Here is a 16526-nt window from a genome sequence, read left to right on the forward strand (position 1 = left end):
CTGTAGAGGTGTCGACACTCAGTGATCTCGTTCAGGAGCAGGGCCGCTCAAGCGAGGCAGATATTGAATGGCTCCACATGCTCGTCGGCGACTGGCAACTGCTCGCCGACCTCGCATTTGCTGACATCGTGTTGTGGGTGCCGAGTGATGACGATCTCTTTGTTGCTGTTGCTCATGCACGACCCAGCAGTTCGGCAACCCTCTTCTACCGCGACTTTGTTGGCCAAAAAATTAAGCCCGAATGGCAGGCGCAGGTCACTGAGGCGTTCGAGACTGCTCGCATCGTCGACACCGCGGCTCCCGCCTGGTACGAAGAAACGCCCACTCGAGTGCGAGCCGTTCCCGTTATGCGCCGGCTCAATTCTACCGGCAATGCAACCAGCCCAACCCCCATTGCGGTGGTGACCCGTCACACCAACTTGGGCGATGCCCGCACTCCTTCACGGCAGGAGCTCACCTTCAATGGCTGCGCGAAGGATCTCTTCGCGATGATCGCTGCCGGAGATTTTCCTGACATGGATGCCCCTGCATCGCCACGGCGAGGGGCGCCCCGAGCATCCGATGGCCTGATTCGTTTGGATGTCGATGGCCTCGTTACCTTTGCGAGCCCGAATGCGCTGTCCGCGTTCAACCGCATCGGCTTTTCGGGCGAGCTGGAGGCGGAATCTCTCGCCGAGGTCACCACCGCCCTCATTGCGGGCCAACCTGAGGTCGATGAGTCACTTCCGTTAGTGGTTACCGGTCGGGCACCGTGGCGCACCGATATTGAGGCACGGGGTGTGACGGTGTCGTTGCGAGCGATCCCGATCCGCGACCGTGGCGAACGCGTTGGTGCGATCGTACTGTGCCGCGATGTGACAGAGGTGCGGCATCAGGAACGCGAACTGATCACGAAGGATGCGACAATTCGCGAAATTCACCACCGTGTGAAGAACAACCTGCAGACGGTGGCGTCGTTGCTGAGAATTCAGGCGCGCAGAACCCATAGTGAGGTTGCACGGGAAGCTCTTGGGCATGCGATGCGCAGAGTTGCTGCTATTGCGGTGGTTCACGACACCCTTTCCGAAGGGCTTAATCAGAACGTCGACTTCGATGTAGTTTTCGCACGAGTGCTGAAACTAATTGCCGAGGTTGCGTCAAGCCACAACACAACGGTGCACCCAACATCTGTGGGAAGTTTTGGTGAGTTGCCAAGCGAGTATGCCACCCCGCTGGCGCTCGCTCTCACCGAACTTGTGACCAATGCGGTCGAGCATGGCCTTGCTGGTCGAGCCGATGGCACCGTTGAGATTGATGCTCGGCGCACCGCGGAGAAACTGACAGTTCAGGTGCGCGACAACGGTGTGGGGCTGGGCGAAGGCAAGGTGGGCGAGGGACTCGGCACCCAAATCGTGCGAACCCTGATTCAGGGTGAACTGAGCGGAACCATTGACTGGCACACGCTCATGGGCAGCGGAACCGAAGTCACTATCGACATTCCGCTGACCTGGATTACCCGCTCCAAATAGGCCCAGCGGCGAGGAAAATGCTGCGAGCTACGAAGCGCGGCGGGCGCGTGCGGCGCGACGCTTGAGTGCGCGGCGTTCGTCTTCGCTGAGGCCGCCCCAGACGCCAGAGTCTTGGTTGGTCTCGAGAGCGTACTGGAGGCACATCTCGGTGACAGAGCAACGGCCGCAGACGGCTTTTGCTTTTTCGATCTGGTCAACCGCGGGACCGGTGTTTCCCACCGGAAAAAATAGCTCCGGGTCAGCAGTGAGGCATGCAGCGTTATCGCGCCAGTCCATGGTGTTGCTCCTTACAGTGTGTTGCGATGCTTGAGCGCACAAAGGATATGCTCTGATGGCGTCGAGCGTGAGAGATATGGGGTCTCGCTCGCAACACTGGGAGCCAGAAATCAACCTCCACTAGAATCTCATATCGACCAAAGCAAAGCAATGGTTTTACAGTGATTTAACGGGGAGCGAATGGTAGACGAACTTGTTCCAGATGAAAAACTGGGCCCCAGGCATCCGTATTTGGTGGCTCTTGCTCTCATAATATTTCTCGAAAGTGCCGTTCTCGTTGCCGCTCTCGGCTACCTGATTTTCGAGTTGGGGAGCGGGGAGCCGCAGTCGTATCCGAGCGCTATTGCGCTGACAGTATTGACCGCCATCGCGGCGATCTGGGTGGCGTTGATCGGCATTAACGTGTTGCGGCGTCAGCCCTGGATTCGGGGCGCCGCTGTGGTTTGGCAGGTGCTGCAGATCTCAGTGGCAATCGGTAGTTTTCAGGGTGTGTTTTCGCGCCCCGATATTGGGTGGTTGTTGCTGATTCCCGCGATTGCTGTTCTCGCGTTGCTATTCACGAAACCGGTCTTGCTCCAGACCGCACGCTCCGAGGGCATGTAACGGCTAAATCGCGGGAAACGCGTGGTGCTGGCTTATGGGTTGCAGTCGTTGCACCACTGTGGTGACGCGCGCTTCACCGATCGCATAACTCGTTGGTGATAGGCGCATTTTCCGCACTCATGAATGTCTGCGGCGATCATGTTCGTCGCGATCCCGCAGTTCTCGCAGGGAACGCCATATTCGACATCTACGTGGCCAAAGCCGGGAGTGGAACAGCTCGGGCATTCGGTGGCCAGTCGGCGTGCCATCCGCTCGCACAGTGCACGGATTGAGGCAGCTCGTGATGGGCAGTGGTGTGCACGATAATCGGGCGATATTATTACCGATTCGTATTCGTTGGTGAAAACTTTCTCGCCAATCATTCGCAGTGAGTCAGGATCACCAATGTTTTTGTATGACGTGGTGGTGCCGTTGTGTGTGGTCTGCAAGATGATCCACTGTTCGGGAAATCCAACCGCGGTAGCAAAGTTCAGCGCATCGTCGAGGTGCGCTATGGGGCGCGCAGCGGGAAGCGGCGAGAGTTCGATACTTCCTTCGACAAGCTCCAGTTGCAGAATGTCGTCGACGAATACCAGCACCTCGGTGTTCTCAACTATCGTTCCAAAGCCGGTACTGAAAGTTCCTTCTGATGCGAGCCCCAGACGGGTGTTCCCCAACTCCATCCCGCGGCGTGCTTTGGCGAGGGCTGTGCCGCGCGGGCCGGCTGCACGCGGAACCTCTCCCGTGAAGGTGCCGAAAACATCGGTGTCGAGCTCGGGGGGTGCAATCACAGAGGCACCGAGAACATCGGCAAAGGATTGGCGCGCGAGCAGTTCCTTTCCGTGCATCGTTGCAAAGGTGATGGACTCGTTCTGATAGTGGGTTCCGGCAGGGTTCACTTGAAATATTCGGGACGGCTGACATAGGTTTCAGCAACGAACATGACTCCGCTGGTGGAATCAAGCATTGCCCTCACAGCCTCCGCCAATTGCTCGGCTTTGGCTTGGGGGAGCACGGTGATGATCATCGTCAGCGTGTCGTATTCGTTGAAAAGCAGATCTCCGGAGCGTTGGCCATGGTGACCAATTCCTGAGACACCCGACACGGAGGTATAGCCGGTCGCTCCCGCGGATGCGATGAGTTCTCGCAGATCAGGTGCCTGACGAGCAGGAACGATGATTTCGATTCGTGTCATCTTGGTGAGGCCGTCCATGAGCGTGGTCCTTCCACTGTTGTTGTTGTTGTTGTTGTTGTTGTTGTTGTTGTTGTTGTTGTTGTGCACTTTTTCCAGCCGACGGAGGTATGGCGATACCAGGGGGCGTCTGAGTATTCCCGTGCGGTGAGCGTAATCCAGTCGTTGTCCAAGAGATCGCGCAACACCTGGTTGCGCGACACGATCTGGCCGACCGTGACCAGTGGTGCCTGAATGAGCACCGCGAGCCGCATCGGCTCGTGGAACGCGTCTGCACCGACTCCGACAGACTGCCACGGTAGGCCACGGCGCAGGTCGCCCTCGTGCCCCGAAAGAACCCCGGTTACGCCGATTGCGTTGTGAATTGTCTTCGTTCCGGCACCCAAGGTTTCTGGGTTGATGGTCGAAAAGTAGTACTGGTGATTGATCCACTGAGCGACAACCATCGGAGCGGTCATGATGGATTCCAGGGCAGATCCGCTGGCGTCGAGTTCGGGACTGTACGAGTGCAAAAATACTCGGCGTGAGAGGTCAATGCCGCGAGTGATTTCTCGCGGACCGATGATCATGGCAGCGTTTCCGGCCAATCCGAGTTCGGGGTAGACCTCTGACCAATCGTGGGCGCGACGCCGGATGCGTGCCACCGATGACCGTGCACTTGCGCCCGGTAGGTCGTGAGCCCGCTCGCGCAGAAGGGAGTGCGCGGCGCCGCGCTGCAACTCGCTAAATTTTTTCACCCGCGCCGTGTGGCTCGGCGGAATCTGCCCGCCATCGAGGATCGAGATCGCGTCGGTCACCGTATTGTGCTCGGCGGCCACAAAGACGCAGTCACTCGGAATACTGATTCCCCGCCGCTGAAGAATGGAGCGAACGTCAACGTCATTGAAGATGGCGACCGCGGAGCGTGCGTTTGCTGCTCCCGGATTGCCACCGCAGGCGCCGCAGTCGAGCGCCGACTGATAGAGGTTGTTCATCGACTCTGACGCGTGACCGGTTAAGACGATGAGGGGTGCGAAGCTGGTGAGCCCCATCATCCGGATCGCGGTGTCGGCGAGCGACGCACGCTCCTCCAGGGTGAAGGCATCCGCGACCGTCACCGTGCTATCGAGCGTGGAGATTTGTTGCGACGAGAGCTGGGTGATTCGACCACTGAGCGCGGGGGCGAAGGTGCGAAGTGTGCTCGCGGCGCCATAGAACAGTCCCGCGATTTCAGCGAGCGCGAAGGGACTCGCGGTGGTGCTCTCGGCACTGTGAAGTGCGCTTCGCATTGCATCGCGCAGTCGTCGGGAACTCACATTTTTCTCGATCAGTTCGGGCTTTATCGGCTGCTCTGTCACGTGATGCCGCGGTTCCAGTAGCGCCGGCAGCGAGTTGATCGCACCGCGCGCGTAGTACGAAGAGAATCGAATGGGAACACCGAAGAATCCGGCAAATCCGACCGTAGCGACAGTGGCATCCGACTCAAGGTGACGCCGCATCCCCTCTGACCGCGGGTCAATGCACATCACCACCTGAACTTCAGCGCTCTCGTGAGAGGGTTCGGGGTGCTCGAGCGAGCCGATCAGTGAGTTGCGGTAGTGGAGTTCATACGCTTTTTGCCAGGTGAATGGATGCTCGCGAGTTCCGTGTACCGCTAGGACGCGAGCAACTAGGGCCACATCCTCGCGGTGGGCGGCGTCTCCGGTCACCTGTTCTGCGACACGCTCGGCCCGAACCCAGAGCTCATCGTCTCCGGTGGAATCCGAGTGCGGTGCTTCCTCGGGCTCCGGGGGAGCATCAAGAATCGACCGAAGGCTGAACCGAACCGCCAAATAGCCTGTCAAATCGATGTCGCCCTGTTTGCCCGCCCGCCATTTGATGTGAGCGACCCATCCTGGCAGCGCGGCCAGCTCTCGGCGCAGTGCCGGAGTGACGGCGTCGCCAGCTATCGCAAAGTGAGCCAGAGCGTGCGCCAGTGCGCTGTCGGGTACGTCGGGCAGTTCGGAAATTTTGCGCCGTGCGTTCTTCGGCAACGACCGGTCAAACCGTGCAAGCTTTTTCCACGAGCGGTAAAACCCCTCGTGGTGGTGAGGCATTGTCCACAGCGGATCACGAGTGAGGAACGCGGCGATCCAGGTCGACATGCGCCGATCGATCGGGTCGCTGATTTCGGTGAGGTGCGATATCCGCTGACCGGGCTGCGAGAGTTGCATATCGAGGGAGGCTAGCCGCACCAATGAGATGTCGTGCGAGCCGATCGTGGTGCGCCCCGCGAGCTCGGGCACACGCTCGTGGAGGGCTAGCTCTAAGTCTTCTTCCCGTATTCGACCACTGGCGAGATCAGCGAGATAGGCCTCGATCGTGCGCGTCTTTGCTGCACCTGCGAGTTCCACGGCGTCGAATGGGGCACTTTCTTTGCCGGCGAGGGGATTGATGGCAATGAAGGAATCGAGCGGCCAGGTTGGTGTGACGTCGTGGGCTGCTGACGCCACATTCGTGCGGAGGATAAGGCTCATCAGATGCGTCCTTTCGAGAGGGTGTCGCGCGAGATTGTCGCTGAAAGCGAGCGGGTATAAATCAGTTCGCGGATTGTCGTGTACCGGGTTCGACTTCGCGCCAAGATTTCGACACCGATGAGTCCGACCGCGGGAATGATCAGGAGCCAGGGCGGGGCGCCTGGACCACTAGTGGACACTGTCAAGACTGTGCCGAACCAGTGAACCGCGATCGTGTATCCGAACGACACGACGATTGTGGCAATCAGCCCGAGAGCAAAACTCTGCACGGAGAAGTGGGTCAGCAGCCCAGCACCGAGCGCAACTCCCAGAGTGAGAGCGACGAACAAGAATAGGCCTAGTTCCGCGGTAGAGATGCCGGGAGCGATTGTCGCCTTCGCAGCGAACAGTGAGGCGAGCGGGGCAAGGACCGCCACCGCTATTGCGACCCCGATGACAACGGGGCGTGTAGTCAGTCTGGCCGGAAGGTTTCGGCTGATGGCGTGTTCACGTACTCCGCTACCGGCACTCAGGAAGAGCGTCGATTTGAACAGCGAGTGGGCAATGAGGTGGAAGATTGCTGCGGCGTAGAGACCCAATCCGCAGGTCATGATCATGAAGCCCATCTGAGCCATCGTCGAAAAGACGAGGCGACCTTTGACGTCTGGCCGAACGAGCCGCACCGCGGAGGCGTAAATCAATGTCACCGCACCGGCAAGGAACACCACGATCATGATCGCCTGCTGAAGGCTCACAGTCTCGGCGAATCTCAACAAGAGGATCGCACCGGCATTGACAACCCCCGCGTGCATCAGAGCAGACACCGGGGTGGGAGACGCAAGAGTGAACGGCAGCCAGCCGTGAAAAGGAATCTGACTTGATCGAGCGAGAGCGCTTGCGACCAGCAGGGTCGGTATGAGGAACTGCAGGGCGACGGGCATAGCCGATACGCGCGCAGCGACTTCGTCGAGTGGCACGTCACGGCCCGCTGAAATGACCACAATCGCGGAGCCGACCAGCAGCCCGGAGTCGGCAGTACCGAAGCGCAGCGCAGTGCGGCGCACCCCATCTTGTGCCTGTCCGAGGTGGTGATAGGTGGCCAGCAGCGCCACGAGAGCCGCACCGGCACCGACCCAGGCCACCGCGAAAATGATGACGGAGCCGGCGCACACCAGGAGAACGGTCGGAGCAGTCACCAGGTTGGTGAACATGATGAACCACGTGTGCCGCACGTCTCCTCGCAGATAGCGGAGCGCGAAAACTTGGATGAGGGTGCTGAGGCCCAACACCAGCAGCGACATGCTGACCGCTAGTGAATCCCATTGCAGCGTTGGCGGTATGAGCGCACTTCTGCCGGTGCTGGATTGGGTACCCACGATGCTCACGAAGGCGACGACAGTGAATCCGACGCCGGTGATTGCGCTTGCCGCCGTTCCCGCGGCATTCGAGTTCAGTTTGGCGGCTGCGAAAGCTCCCGCAACCAGTGCCGCGAGCCACGGTGACACTATCGCGACACTCAGACCTATTACGTCCACACCACATCCTCACTGTTCATGAAAACAAATACGCGAAAAATGTAGCACATGTTATAAGTCGCGAATTGCAAGTAGTCTTAGTTTTTCTGCTCGGGTATGATCGGGAGCATGGCGAAATGGACGTTCCTCACGAACCACGCGCACGTGCTGATGTGCGTGTCGCAGAACTCGAATGTTCTGCTTCGCGACGTCGCCATTCAGGTCGGAATCACCGAGCGCGCAGCCCAGCGAATAGTGACAGAGCTTGAAGAGGCCGGTTATCTCGAACGCGAGCGCGAAGGCCGCAGAAACTCGTACCGGCTCAACAAATCGATGCCGCTACGGCATCCACTCGACACAGATTTTCGAGTGGGGGAGTTGTTAGGTTTTTTTGCGAGAGAACGAGCTGACTGATCGCAGCCGGCGCAGGTGAATAGCTAGCCGAGGCCGAGTTTTTTGCGGAGCGATGCGACGTGGCCGGTGGCCTTCACGGCGTAGAGCGGGAGGCTAATCGTGGCACTTTCGTCAATAACGAAGGTGGAGCGGATGACGCCAACGACCTTCTTGCCGTAGAGATTCTTTTCGCCCCAGGCGCCATACGCTTCGTGAACCACATGGTCGGGGTCGCTGAGGAGGGGAAACGTGAGAGCTTCCTGTTCGCGGAACTTAGCCAGCTTCTGCGAAGCATCGCGTGAAACCCCCAACACCACGTAACCTTCAGACTGCAACGAACCGAGCTGATCGCGGAAGTCGCAGGCTTGGGTAGTGCACCCCGGTGTCATCGCCGCGGGATAAAAATACAGAATCACTTTTTTACCCGCAAAGTCGCCGAGCGACACCAGGTTTCCGTCGTGGTCAGGCATCGAGAAACTTGGCGCTGGGGTGCCGGCGGCAAGTCGGGTCGGATCCGTAGTCATTGTGCTCCTTAGTCGCTTTAACTCATGGTAACGTTGATCCTCGGTTGCCCGAGAGGTCAACCGCGCCAAGCACCTCTAGCTCAATTGGCAGAGCAACTGACTCTTAATCAGTGGGTTCCGGGTTCAAGTCCCGGGGGGTGTACCACAGCACCAGAGAACGATTTCGGCTACGGCAACCAGGGCATTGGGTCGATGCGGGTATCGAACACGTAGACCTCAAAGTGGAGGTGCGGGAACGTGGACCGGCCGGTATTGCCGACGGCGCCCAGCGCTTGGCCTGCAGCCACCCATTGGCCAGCAGAAACAGCTTGTGATCCCTCGATCATGTGGGCGTACAAGGTTTTAACGCCGCCACCGTGATCGACAATCACGTGCCGTCCCCAGCCGCCGCCAGTCGTGACGCTCTCCACGGTGCCCGCGGAGGCCGCAACAATTGCGGATCCTTCCGGAGCCATGATGTCGACGCCGGAATGGAACTCGCTGCCGCGGTAGCCCCAGCCATCGTTGATCGGACCGTTAGCGGGAAAAACGTCGAGCGAACCGGTCGGGCCCGATGCGGTGATTATTACTTCTTGACGCACACGTTCGACAGCAAATGTGTCGCGGACGATCGGTGCAGCCGCCGAGGTGGCGGGGGAAGCGAAAGTCTGAACGCCGTCGTCGCTGCCGTTGTCGGCGGTTGCGGAATCCGCAGTGCGGCCGTTAGCTTCAGTGTTGGCTGCCGCGACAGCCACAGTGCGATTCTCCGGATCAGCTACGACGGCCGCGGGGACCGTGCCGCCAATGAGGATCGCCCCAACGGTGAGCATAGTGATAGATCGTTTCAACAGCGTTCCTTGGTTTGGGGCAGGGGTGACGGCCGCGAAAGTGAAGAGCAGCCTCGTGCACATCCCAGCGCTCGCAGTGATGTGAGCGGCGAGACGGCCGGATTCTTTCACAGTGCAGCACACTCGCTGAAACCGCTTCGATGCAGTGGAGCAGACGAGTAAGTTACCGAAATTACCCGGTGAACCTGAGAAGGACTCTCAGGAAGAGGCGGTGGGCGTGCTGCTCGCTATATCCTTTGGGGGCAAACGTTCTATTTCTTTGATGGGGAGGAGCCTGCATGGGCACCAATTCGCGGCCAATAATCGGGCTCACGTCGTACCTCGAGCAAGCTCAAACTGGTGCCTGGGATCTCCCCGCATCGTTTCTACCAAAAATATACTTCGAAGCCGTGACGGATGCCGGTGGTATTGCGGTTTTGTTGCCACCACAGCCGGTAGATTCCGAAATCGCTGCATCGATCACCCACGGTCTTGACGGGCTCATTCTCACCGGCGGCAAAGATGTTGATCCCGCTCGCTACGGCCAAGAAGCGCACCCCACCACCGATGTTCCCCGAAAAGACCGGGATGCCTTCGAAGACGCGCTCGTGCGTGCCGCCATCGAACAGAACGTGCCGTTCTTGGGCATCTGTCGAGGTGCGCAAATGCTTAACGTCGCGTTGGGGGGAACCATCCACCAGCATTTGCCCGATGTGATTGGTTCCACTCGTTACAGCGCCGGGGGCGGCACGTTTCTCGTGAACGATGTTGCGGTAGAGCCGCAGAGCACTCTCGCATCGCTACTCGGCGGAGACCGGAACATCGCCGTCAAGTCGTATCATCACCAGGCCATTGACGAACTGGCCGACGGCCTCGTTGTCACCGGTCGGGGCGACGACGGCGTGATTCAGGCGATCGAATTGCCGAGCGTCGATTTTGGGGTAGCGGTGCAGTGGCATCCAGAAGAGGATGCTAAAGAGGATGCCCGCCTGTTCCGCGGGATCGTCGATGCGGCGACGCGTCACCGCGAAAGCCGATCGCGGCAAGCCTGAGCTTCTAGCGACGGGCTATCTCTCGAGCTCGTAGGAGTCTTGAGCTTCTTTGGCGATGGTGCCAACAGCAATAGCAACGGTGAGCCCCCAGCTGACCCACATGAGGATCAGACGCCAGTCGCGCGGCCCTTGGCGGGTCGTTTGGAAGACGCTCCAGCCGCCGGCGACCGCGCTGAGGAGACTGCCGTTGAACAGGTACTTGCGCATATTTCCTCCGTAGTTGATGTCGTATAACGCTAGCGTGACATCGAGATTGCTGCCATCTCAGCTATCTGCTGGCTTGGTGAGGGATCCGCGTCGCGATCCCCAGTCTCTGCACCTACGCCGCTGGTAATGTTTGCGCATGGAAGCTCATAAGGATTCTTCTCCTCCCGAGTACGATTTCGTCGTTGTTTCCAACCGGTTGCCTGTCGATTGCACCGTTGAAGCTGATGGATCGCTCACCTGGAAGCGCTCGCCCGGTGGACTGGTCACAGCTCTTGAGCCGGTGATGCGTGCCGCTGATGGCGCTTGGGTGGGATGGGCTGGGCGCCCCGATCTCGAAGTTGCGCCTTTTCAGCAGGACGGTATTCAGATCGTTCCTGTTCCCCTGAGTTCGCAAGATATTGAGGAGTACTACGAGGGGTTCAGCAATGACACCCTGTGGCCGCTTTACCACGATGTAATCGCGACACCGGCCTACCACCGGGAGTGGTGGGACGACTATGTAGCCGTCAACCAGCGGTTTGCGGATGCCGCTGCCGCTATCAGCGCCGATGGTGCTGTTGTGTGGGTGCAGGATTATCAACTCCAGCTCGTGCCACGCATGCTGCGAGAGAAGCGTCCCGATCTCACCATCGGTTTCTTCAATCACATTCCATTTCCGCCATATGGCATTTTTGCCCAGTTGCCGTGGCGTACTCAGATCATTGAGGGCATGCTTGGCGCAGATGTCGTTGGTTTCCAGCGTTCTTCTGACGCATCCAACTTTTCGTCGGCGGTGCGTCGTCTCACGAATCATCCGACCAAGAATCCAGCCATCGAGGTGACTCTTGACGGGCAACCTACTCGTCGTGTTGTGGCTAAAGCGTTCCCGATTTCGATCGATTCCCGCAGCTTCGAGGAGATGGCGCGTGATCCCGCTATCCAGCAGCGCGCGCGTGAAATTCGCAAGGGGTTGGGTAACCCCAAGACGGTCATGCTGGGCGTAGACCGTCTTGATTACACCAAAGGCATCCGCCACCGTTTGAAAGCATATGGGGAGCTCTTTCGGGATGGGGCAATCGAGGTGGGAGACGTTGCGCTCATCCAAGTGGCAAACCCGAGCCGTGAGCGCGTCGAGGCATACATAAAATTGCGTGACGAGATCGAGCTGACCGTTGGTCGCATCAACGGGGAGTACAGCACGTTTAGTCACTCGCCGGTCAACTACCTGCATCAGGGGTTTCCGCGTGAAGAGATGGTTGCGCTGTATTTGGCGGCTGATGTGCTGCTCGTGACGGCTTTGCGCGACGGTATGAACCTGGTTGCTAAAGAGTATGTGGCCACCAGGTTCGACAACGATGGGGTGCTCATTCTGAGTGAGTTTGCCGGCGCTTCGGAGGAACTTCGTAAGGCGATTCTGATCAACCCGCACGATATTGATGGGCTGAAGGAGGCCATCATGCGGGCGATCAACATGCCCAAGGTGGAACGCACGACTCGAATGCGCTCGATGCGCAAGCGCGTCCTCGAACACGATGTTGCGCGCTGGTCCAACGCGTTCCTCAAGAATTTGGCTGCTACCCGATCTGACCGTCACCGCCGCATCGCGCCGCTGGGGATGGCCGAAGAGGTTGAGTGGACTGTCGAACGAAAGCGAGTCAGGTAGTGGTGCAGTATTCCTCCGAGACAGAAATCGCGGCGGCGATTGACGCTCTTGTGGCGGTGCCCACCCTGCTGATCGCCCTCGATTTTGATGGCACTTTGGCGCCAGAAGTCGATGATCCGCTCGACGCTCGTGCACTTCCTGAAGCCCAAGAGCAGTTGGTGCGGATGCTGGAGCTCGCCGATACACGTGTGGCCCTTATTTCGGGGCGTGCACTCGACAGTCTCGAACATGTGGCGCATCTTCCCAGCCATGTGCTGTTCGGTGGATCGCACGGTTTGGAATATCGGCTCGACGAGGGCGATTCTGTCTTGCCCATGAGTGCGGAGAACACGGCAGCTCTTGAGCGGCTTGATGCCCTCCTGCACGAGCTTGCCGACAGCGCCGAGGGGTCTTGGGTTGAGTTGAAGCCTGCCGGGCGCGCCCTGCACTTGCGAATGATGACTCTCGAAGACGCCGAGCGGCTTCACGCGGAAGCTGTGGCGAGGGTTGCTGCTGAAATACCGGGACTGACGACTCGATTTGGCAAGAATATTGTGGAGTTCGCCATCCACGATTCGCACAAGGGCGATGCGATTGACCGATTGCGCGAATATGTCGGTGCCGACGCCATTTTCTTCGCCGGTGATGACACGACCGATGAAGATGCCATAGCCGTGCTCGGCGAGAATGACCTCGGTGTTCGAGTGGGGGACGCACCATCCGCGGCGCGACTCCGAGTCGCCGGAACGCGCGAGATCGCCGCACTTCTGATGGTGCTCGCCGATCGACGTGCTGCCGTGGTTTCAGCCCGGACAAACTGACGCAGGGTAACACCCTAAACTCGAAGCATGTCTGAGACTGATTCGATCGATATCAAGCCACGTTCCCGCACGGTAACCGACGGGATCGAAGCCACAACATCGCGCGGAATGTTGCGCGCCGTGGGAATGGGAGACGCCGACTGGGAGAAGCCCCAGATCGGTATTGCGAGTTCGTGGAACGAGATCACCCCCTGCAACCTGTCACTTGATCGTCTCGCTCAAGCAGCGAAAGAGGGCGTTCACGCCGGTGGCGGATACCCGCTGCAATTCGGCACCATCAGCGTCTCCGATGGCATCTCGATGGGCCACGAGGGAATGCACTTCTCTCTGGTAAGCCGCGAGGTAATCGCCGACTCGGTCGAGGTCGTCATGCAGGCGGAACGTCTCGACGGCTCAGTGGTTCTTGCGGGCTGCGATAAGTCAATACCCGGCATGCTCATGGCAGCCGCGCGGCTCGATCTGGCGTCGGTTTTTCTATATGCCGGTTCTATCGCCCCCGGCTGGGTAAAACTAAGCGACGGCACGGAGAAAGACATCACGATCATCGACTCGTTCGAAGCGGTCGGTGCCGTTCAGGCCGGTACGATGTCCGTCGAGGATGCCAAACGCATCGAGTGTGCTTTCGCCCCCGGCGAGGGTGCCTGCGGTGGAATGTACACCGCGAACACGATGGCGAGCGTCGCCGAAGCTCTCGGTATGAGCCTTCCCGGGTCGACCAGCCCTCCATCGGCAGATCGCCGCCGCGACTACTTTGCGCATCGTTCCGGGGAAGCAGTCCTGGGGATGCTTCGGCGAGGGCACACCGCACGCGATATCCTCACCATGAAAGCGTTCGAGAACGCAATCGCGGTCGGGATGGCGCTGGGTGGCTCAACCAATATTGTGCTGCATTTATTGGCGATCGCGAACGAGGCCAATGTGCCTCTTACCCTCGCCGACTTTAACCGCATTGGTGACAAGGTGCCCCACATCGCCGACGTTAAACCCTTCGGTAATTATGTGATGAATGACGTAGACCGTCATGGCGGCATCCCCGTTCTCATGAAGGCGCTATTGGATGCTGGGCTTCTGCACGGCGACGCAATGACAGTCACAGGCAAAACTGTTGCTGAGAACCTAGCAGAGCTGAATCCCGGCCCGCTCGATGGCAAGGTTTTGCGTTCACTCGACAACCCATTCCATGCCACCGGCGGACTCACCATTCTGCACGGGTCGCTCGCCCCCGAGGGCGCCGTCGTGAAGACTGCGGGCTTCGACTCTGAAGTATTTGAGGGCCCCGCGCGGGTGTTCGAGCGGGAGCGCGCCGCGATGGATGCGCTCGCAGCGGGCACCATCACGAAGGGCGACATTGTCGTTATTCGCTATGAGGGCCCCAAGGGTGGCCCCGGTATGCGCGAGATGCTCTCGATCACCGCCCGCATCAAGGGTGCTGGACTCGGAAAAGATGTACTACTCTTAACAGACGGACGATTCTCAGGCGGCACAACCGGACTGTGCATCGGCCACATAGCTCCCGAAGCAGTAGACGCAGGTCCTATTGCCTTCGTGCGCGATGGCGATCTGATACGGGTCGACATCGCAGCTCGCTCGATCGACTTACTTGTCGATTCTGCTGAGCTCGAAGCCCGCCGAAACGGCTGGGCCCCCCTCCCTCCGCGTTATACGCGAGGCGTGCTTGCCAAGTATTCGAAGCTTGTGCAGTCCGCCGCCCGCGGCGCGGTAACCAGTTAGCACCACGCTCACGAGTGAAATTTAAAGGATTCGCACATGCCCTCTGACCCCGCACCGCGGCCCAAGAGCACTACGCCGGAGATTTTGACGGGCTCTGGCGCAATTCTTCGTAGTCTAGAAAAGCTGGGTGTAAAAGACGTCTTTGGTTTGCCGGGTGGCGCAATCATGCCCTTCTACGACGAACTGATGGCATCCACTGCTATTCGGCACATTTTGGTGCGTCACGAACAGGGCGCTGGCCATGCTGCGGAGGGCTATGCCTCGTCATCTGGAAAGTTGGGGGTGTGCATTGCGACCTCCGGTCCCGGAGCGACGAACCTGGTGACGGCCATTGCGGATGCCCACATGGATTCGGTGCCGCTACTGGCGATCACCGGCCAGGTTTTTTCGACCTCAATGGGAACCGACGCGTTTCAAGAGGTCGACATTTCGGGCATCACGATGCCGATCACGAAGCACTCGTTCCTCGTGACGAAGGCTGAAGATATTCCGGCGACGTTGGCTGCGGCGTACCACATCGCCACAACGGGGCGGCCAGGCCCAGTGCTGGTGGATGTTACCAAGGACTGCCAGCAGGGCTCCGCACCATTCATCTGGCCGCCCAAGGTCGATCTGCCCGGCTACCGTCCCGTCACGAAGGCTAACGGCAAGCAGGTTCAGGCAGCCGCCCAGCTGTTGGCTGAAGCTGAGCGCCCCGTCTTCTATGTGGGCGGCGGCGTCATCCGCGCTGGTGCCTCTGCGGAGTTGCTTGAGCTCGCAACCCTCGTGGGGGCACCGATTGTGACGACGCTGATGGCGCGAGGGGCGTTCCCGGACTCGAACGATCTGAATCTGGGGATGCCCGGAATGCACGGCACCGTTCCCGCCGTTCTTGCTTTTCAAGAATCGGATCTTCTCATCGCACTCGGTTCACGTTTCGATGACCGCGTTACCGGTAAGGCGAGCGAATTCGCTCCTCTGGCGAAGGTCGTACACGTCGATATCGATCCGGCTGAGATCGGTAAGATTCGTGCGGCCGAGGTGCCCATCGTCGGTGACGCTAAAGACGTGATCGTCGACCTGATCGCGGCGTACACCGATGTGATCAAGACGACAAAGCCCGACTACAGCGACTGGTGGGAGCGCCTCAATTATTTGCGCAATCAGTTCCCAATCGGTTTCGCAGAACCCGACGACGGGCTGCTCTCGCCGCAGTATGTGATCAAGCGCATCGGTGAAATCACCGGTCCGGAGGGTATCTTTGCGGCCGGTGTTGGTCAGCACCAAATGTGGGCGGCGCAGTTCATCAAGTACGAGCGCCCCAACGCCTGGCTCAACTCGGGTGGAGCCGGAACCATGGGGTACGGCCTCCCCGCGGCCATGGGGGCCAAGGTGGCGAACCCCGATCGTGACGTGTGGGCCATTGATGGCGATGGATGCTTCCAAATGACCAACCAGGAGCTTGCCACCTGCACAATCAACAAGATCCCGATCAAGGTCGCGATTATCAATAACTCCAGTCTTGGCATGGTGCGCCAGTGGCAGACTCTCTTCTATGACGGTCGCCACTCGTTTACCGACCTTAATACCGGGCACGACACGGAGATGATCCCCGACTTTGTGAAGCTGGGGGAGGCTTACGGTTGTCTCGCCATCCGCGTCACTAAGAAGGAAGATATTGATCCGGCGATCAAGCTTGCGCTGGAGACGAACGATCGCCCCGTTGTGATCGATTTCGTGGTGAGCCGAGACTCAATGGTCTGGCCCATGGTGCCACAGGGTGTCGGAAACTCGAACGTGCAGTACGCGCGAGATCATGCCCCCGAGTGGGAAGAGGAGTAGAGCG

At 59.3% G+C, this 16526-nt stretch carries 16 protein-coding genes and 1 tRNA gene; 9 read left to right on the plus strand and 8 right to left on the minus strand.

The window, feature by feature from the left end:
* Window positions 1-8 precede the first annotated feature (8 nt).
* A complete protein-coding gene (locus tag FB472_RS11860; protein ID WP_141991065.1) occupies window positions 9-1508 on the plus strand; it encodes a sensor histidine kinase in 1500 nt (499 codons plus the stop codon).
* A gap of 27 nt (window positions 1509-1535) precedes the next feature.
* Here FB472_RS11860 and FB472_RS11865 read toward each other — a convergent pair whose 3' ends face one another.
* Entirely contained in the window at window positions 1536-1784 is a 249-nt protein-coding gene (locus tag FB472_RS11865; protein WP_009772809.1) for a WhiB family transcriptional regulator, read from the minus strand.
* Window positions 1785-1964: 180 nt separating this feature from the next.
* On the opposite strand from FB472_RS11865, the gene FB472_RS11870 reads away from it, so the two are divergent.
* The gene (locus FB472_RS11870; RefSeq protein WP_141991066.1) at window positions 1965-2387 is read left to right on the plus strand and encodes a hypothetical protein; all 423 of its coding nucleotides are present in this window, start codon (window positions 1965-1967) and stop codon (window positions 2385-2387) included.
* A gap of 32 nt (window positions 2388-2419) precedes the next feature.
* Here the strand turns inward: FB472_RS11870 and FB472_RS11875 are convergent, their stop codons facing one another.
* The 4 genes from FB472_RS11875 to FB472_RS11890 are packed head-to-tail and all read right to left on the minus strand — an operon-like array spanning window position 2420 to window position 7567.
* Window positions 2420-3265, minus strand: a complete 846-nt coding sequence (locus tag FB472_RS11875) for a DUF6671 family protein (protein WP_141991067.1) — start codon at window positions 3263-3265, stop codon at window positions 2420-2422.
* Window positions 3262-3579 (minus strand): DUF190 domain-containing protein, encoded by a 318-nt coding sequence (locus FB472_RS11880; protein ID WP_021808193.1) that lies wholly within the window; start codon window positions 3577-3579, stop codon window positions 3262-3264. Before FB472_RS11880 ends, FB472_RS11875 begins: the two co-directional genes overlap by 4 nt.
* On the minus strand, window positions 3558-6053 hold the full coding sequence (locus FB472_RS11885; protein ID WP_141991068.1) for a DUF2309 domain-containing protein: 2496 nt from the start codon (window positions 6051-6053) through the stop codon (window positions 3558-3560). Before FB472_RS11885 ends, FB472_RS11880 begins: the two co-directional genes overlap by 22 nt.
* Window positions 6053-7567: a proton-conducting transporter transmembrane domain-containing protein gene (locus tag FB472_RS11890; protein ID WP_141991069.1), complete on the minus strand. Its 1515-nt coding sequence runs from the start codon at window positions 7565-7567 to the stop codon at window positions 6053-6055. The genes FB472_RS11885 and FB472_RS11890 overlap by 1 nt, the downstream gene beginning before the upstream one ends.
* A 108-nt stretch (window positions 7568-7675) precedes the next feature.
* On the opposite strand from FB472_RS11890, the gene FB472_RS11895 reads away from it, so the two are divergent.
* Window positions 7676-7960, plus strand: coding sequence for a helix-turn-helix transcriptional regulator (locus tag FB472_RS11895; RefSeq protein WP_021808196.1), 285 nt, complete (start codon window positions 7676-7678; stop codon window positions 7958-7960).
* Window positions 7961-7983: 23 nt separating this feature from the next.
* On the opposite strand, the gene bcp is transcribed toward FB472_RS11895, so the two are convergent.
* On the minus strand, window positions 7984-8463 hold the full coding sequence (gene bcp, locus FB472_RS11900) for a thioredoxin-dependent thiol peroxidase (RefSeq protein ID WP_141991070.1): 480 nt from the start codon (window positions 8461-8463) through the stop codon (window positions 7984-7986).
* Between the two features lie 69 nt (window positions 8464-8532).
* On the opposite strand from bcp, the gene FB472_RS11905 reads away from it, so the two are divergent.
* Window positions 8533-8608 (plus strand) — tRNA-Lys (locus FB472_RS11905).
* Window positions 8609-8630: 22 nt separating this feature from the next.
* Here the strand turns inward: FB472_RS11905 and FB472_RS11910 are convergent.
* A complete protein-coding gene (locus FB472_RS11910) occupies window positions 8631-9290 on the minus strand; it encodes a M23 family metallopeptidase (RefSeq protein ID WP_246078203.1) in 660 nt (219 codons plus the stop codon).
* A 278-nt stretch (window positions 9291-9568) separates the two neighbouring features.
* Here FB472_RS11910 and FB472_RS11915 point away from each other — a divergent pair, with 278 nt between their 5' ends.
* Window positions 9569-10321 carry a gamma-glutamyl-gamma-aminobutyrate hydrolase family protein gene (locus tag FB472_RS11915; protein ID WP_141991071.1) on the plus strand — a complete coding sequence of 251 codons (753 nt, stop codon included), beginning with the start codon at window positions 9569-9571 and terminating at the stop codon, window positions 10319-10321.
* Window positions 10322-10336: 15 nt separating this feature from the next.
* On the opposite strand, the gene FB472_RS11920 is transcribed toward FB472_RS11915, so the two are convergent.
* Window positions 10337-10528, minus strand: a complete 192-nt coding sequence (locus FB472_RS11920; protein ID WP_141991072.1) for a hypothetical protein — start codon at window positions 10526-10528, stop codon at window positions 10337-10339.
* Window positions 10529-10664: 136 nt separating this feature from the next.
* Here FB472_RS11920 and otsA point away from each other — a divergent pair, with 136 nt between their 5' ends.
* Genes otsA through FB472_RS11940 form a run of 4 tightly spaced genes read left to right on the plus strand, consistent with a single transcriptional unit; the run spans window position 10665 to window position 16522 of the window.
* Window positions 10665-12170, plus strand: a complete 1506-nt coding sequence (gene otsA, locus FB472_RS11925; protein WP_141991073.1) for an alpha,alpha-trehalose-phosphate synthase (UDP-forming) — start codon at window positions 10665-10667, stop codon at window positions 12168-12170.
* The gene (gene otsB, locus FB472_RS11930) at window positions 12170-12970 is read left to right on the plus strand and encodes a trehalose-phosphatase (protein WP_246078204.1); all 801 of its coding nucleotides are present in this window, start codon (window positions 12170-12172) and stop codon (window positions 12968-12970) included. Before otsA ends, otsB begins: the two co-directional genes overlap by 1 nt.
* A gap of 27 nt (window positions 12971-12997) precedes the next feature.
* Complete coding sequence (gene ilvD / locus FB472_RS11935) at window positions 12998-14701, plus strand: dihydroxy-acid dehydratase (protein ID WP_141991075.1); 1704 nt, start codon at window positions 12998-13000, stop codon at window positions 14699-14701.
* 36 nt (window positions 14702-14737) lie between these two features.
* A complete protein-coding gene (locus tag FB472_RS11940; RefSeq protein WP_141991076.1) occupies window positions 14738-16522 on the plus strand; it encodes an acetolactate synthase large subunit in 1785 nt (594 codons plus the stop codon).
* The last annotated feature ends 4 nt before the right edge of the window (window positions 16523-16526 follow it).

Source organism: Rhodoglobus vestalii (assembly GCF_006788895.1).
Lineage (GTDB): Bacteria > Actinomycetota > Actinomycetes > Actinomycetales > Microbacteriaceae > Rhodoglobus > Rhodoglobus vestalii.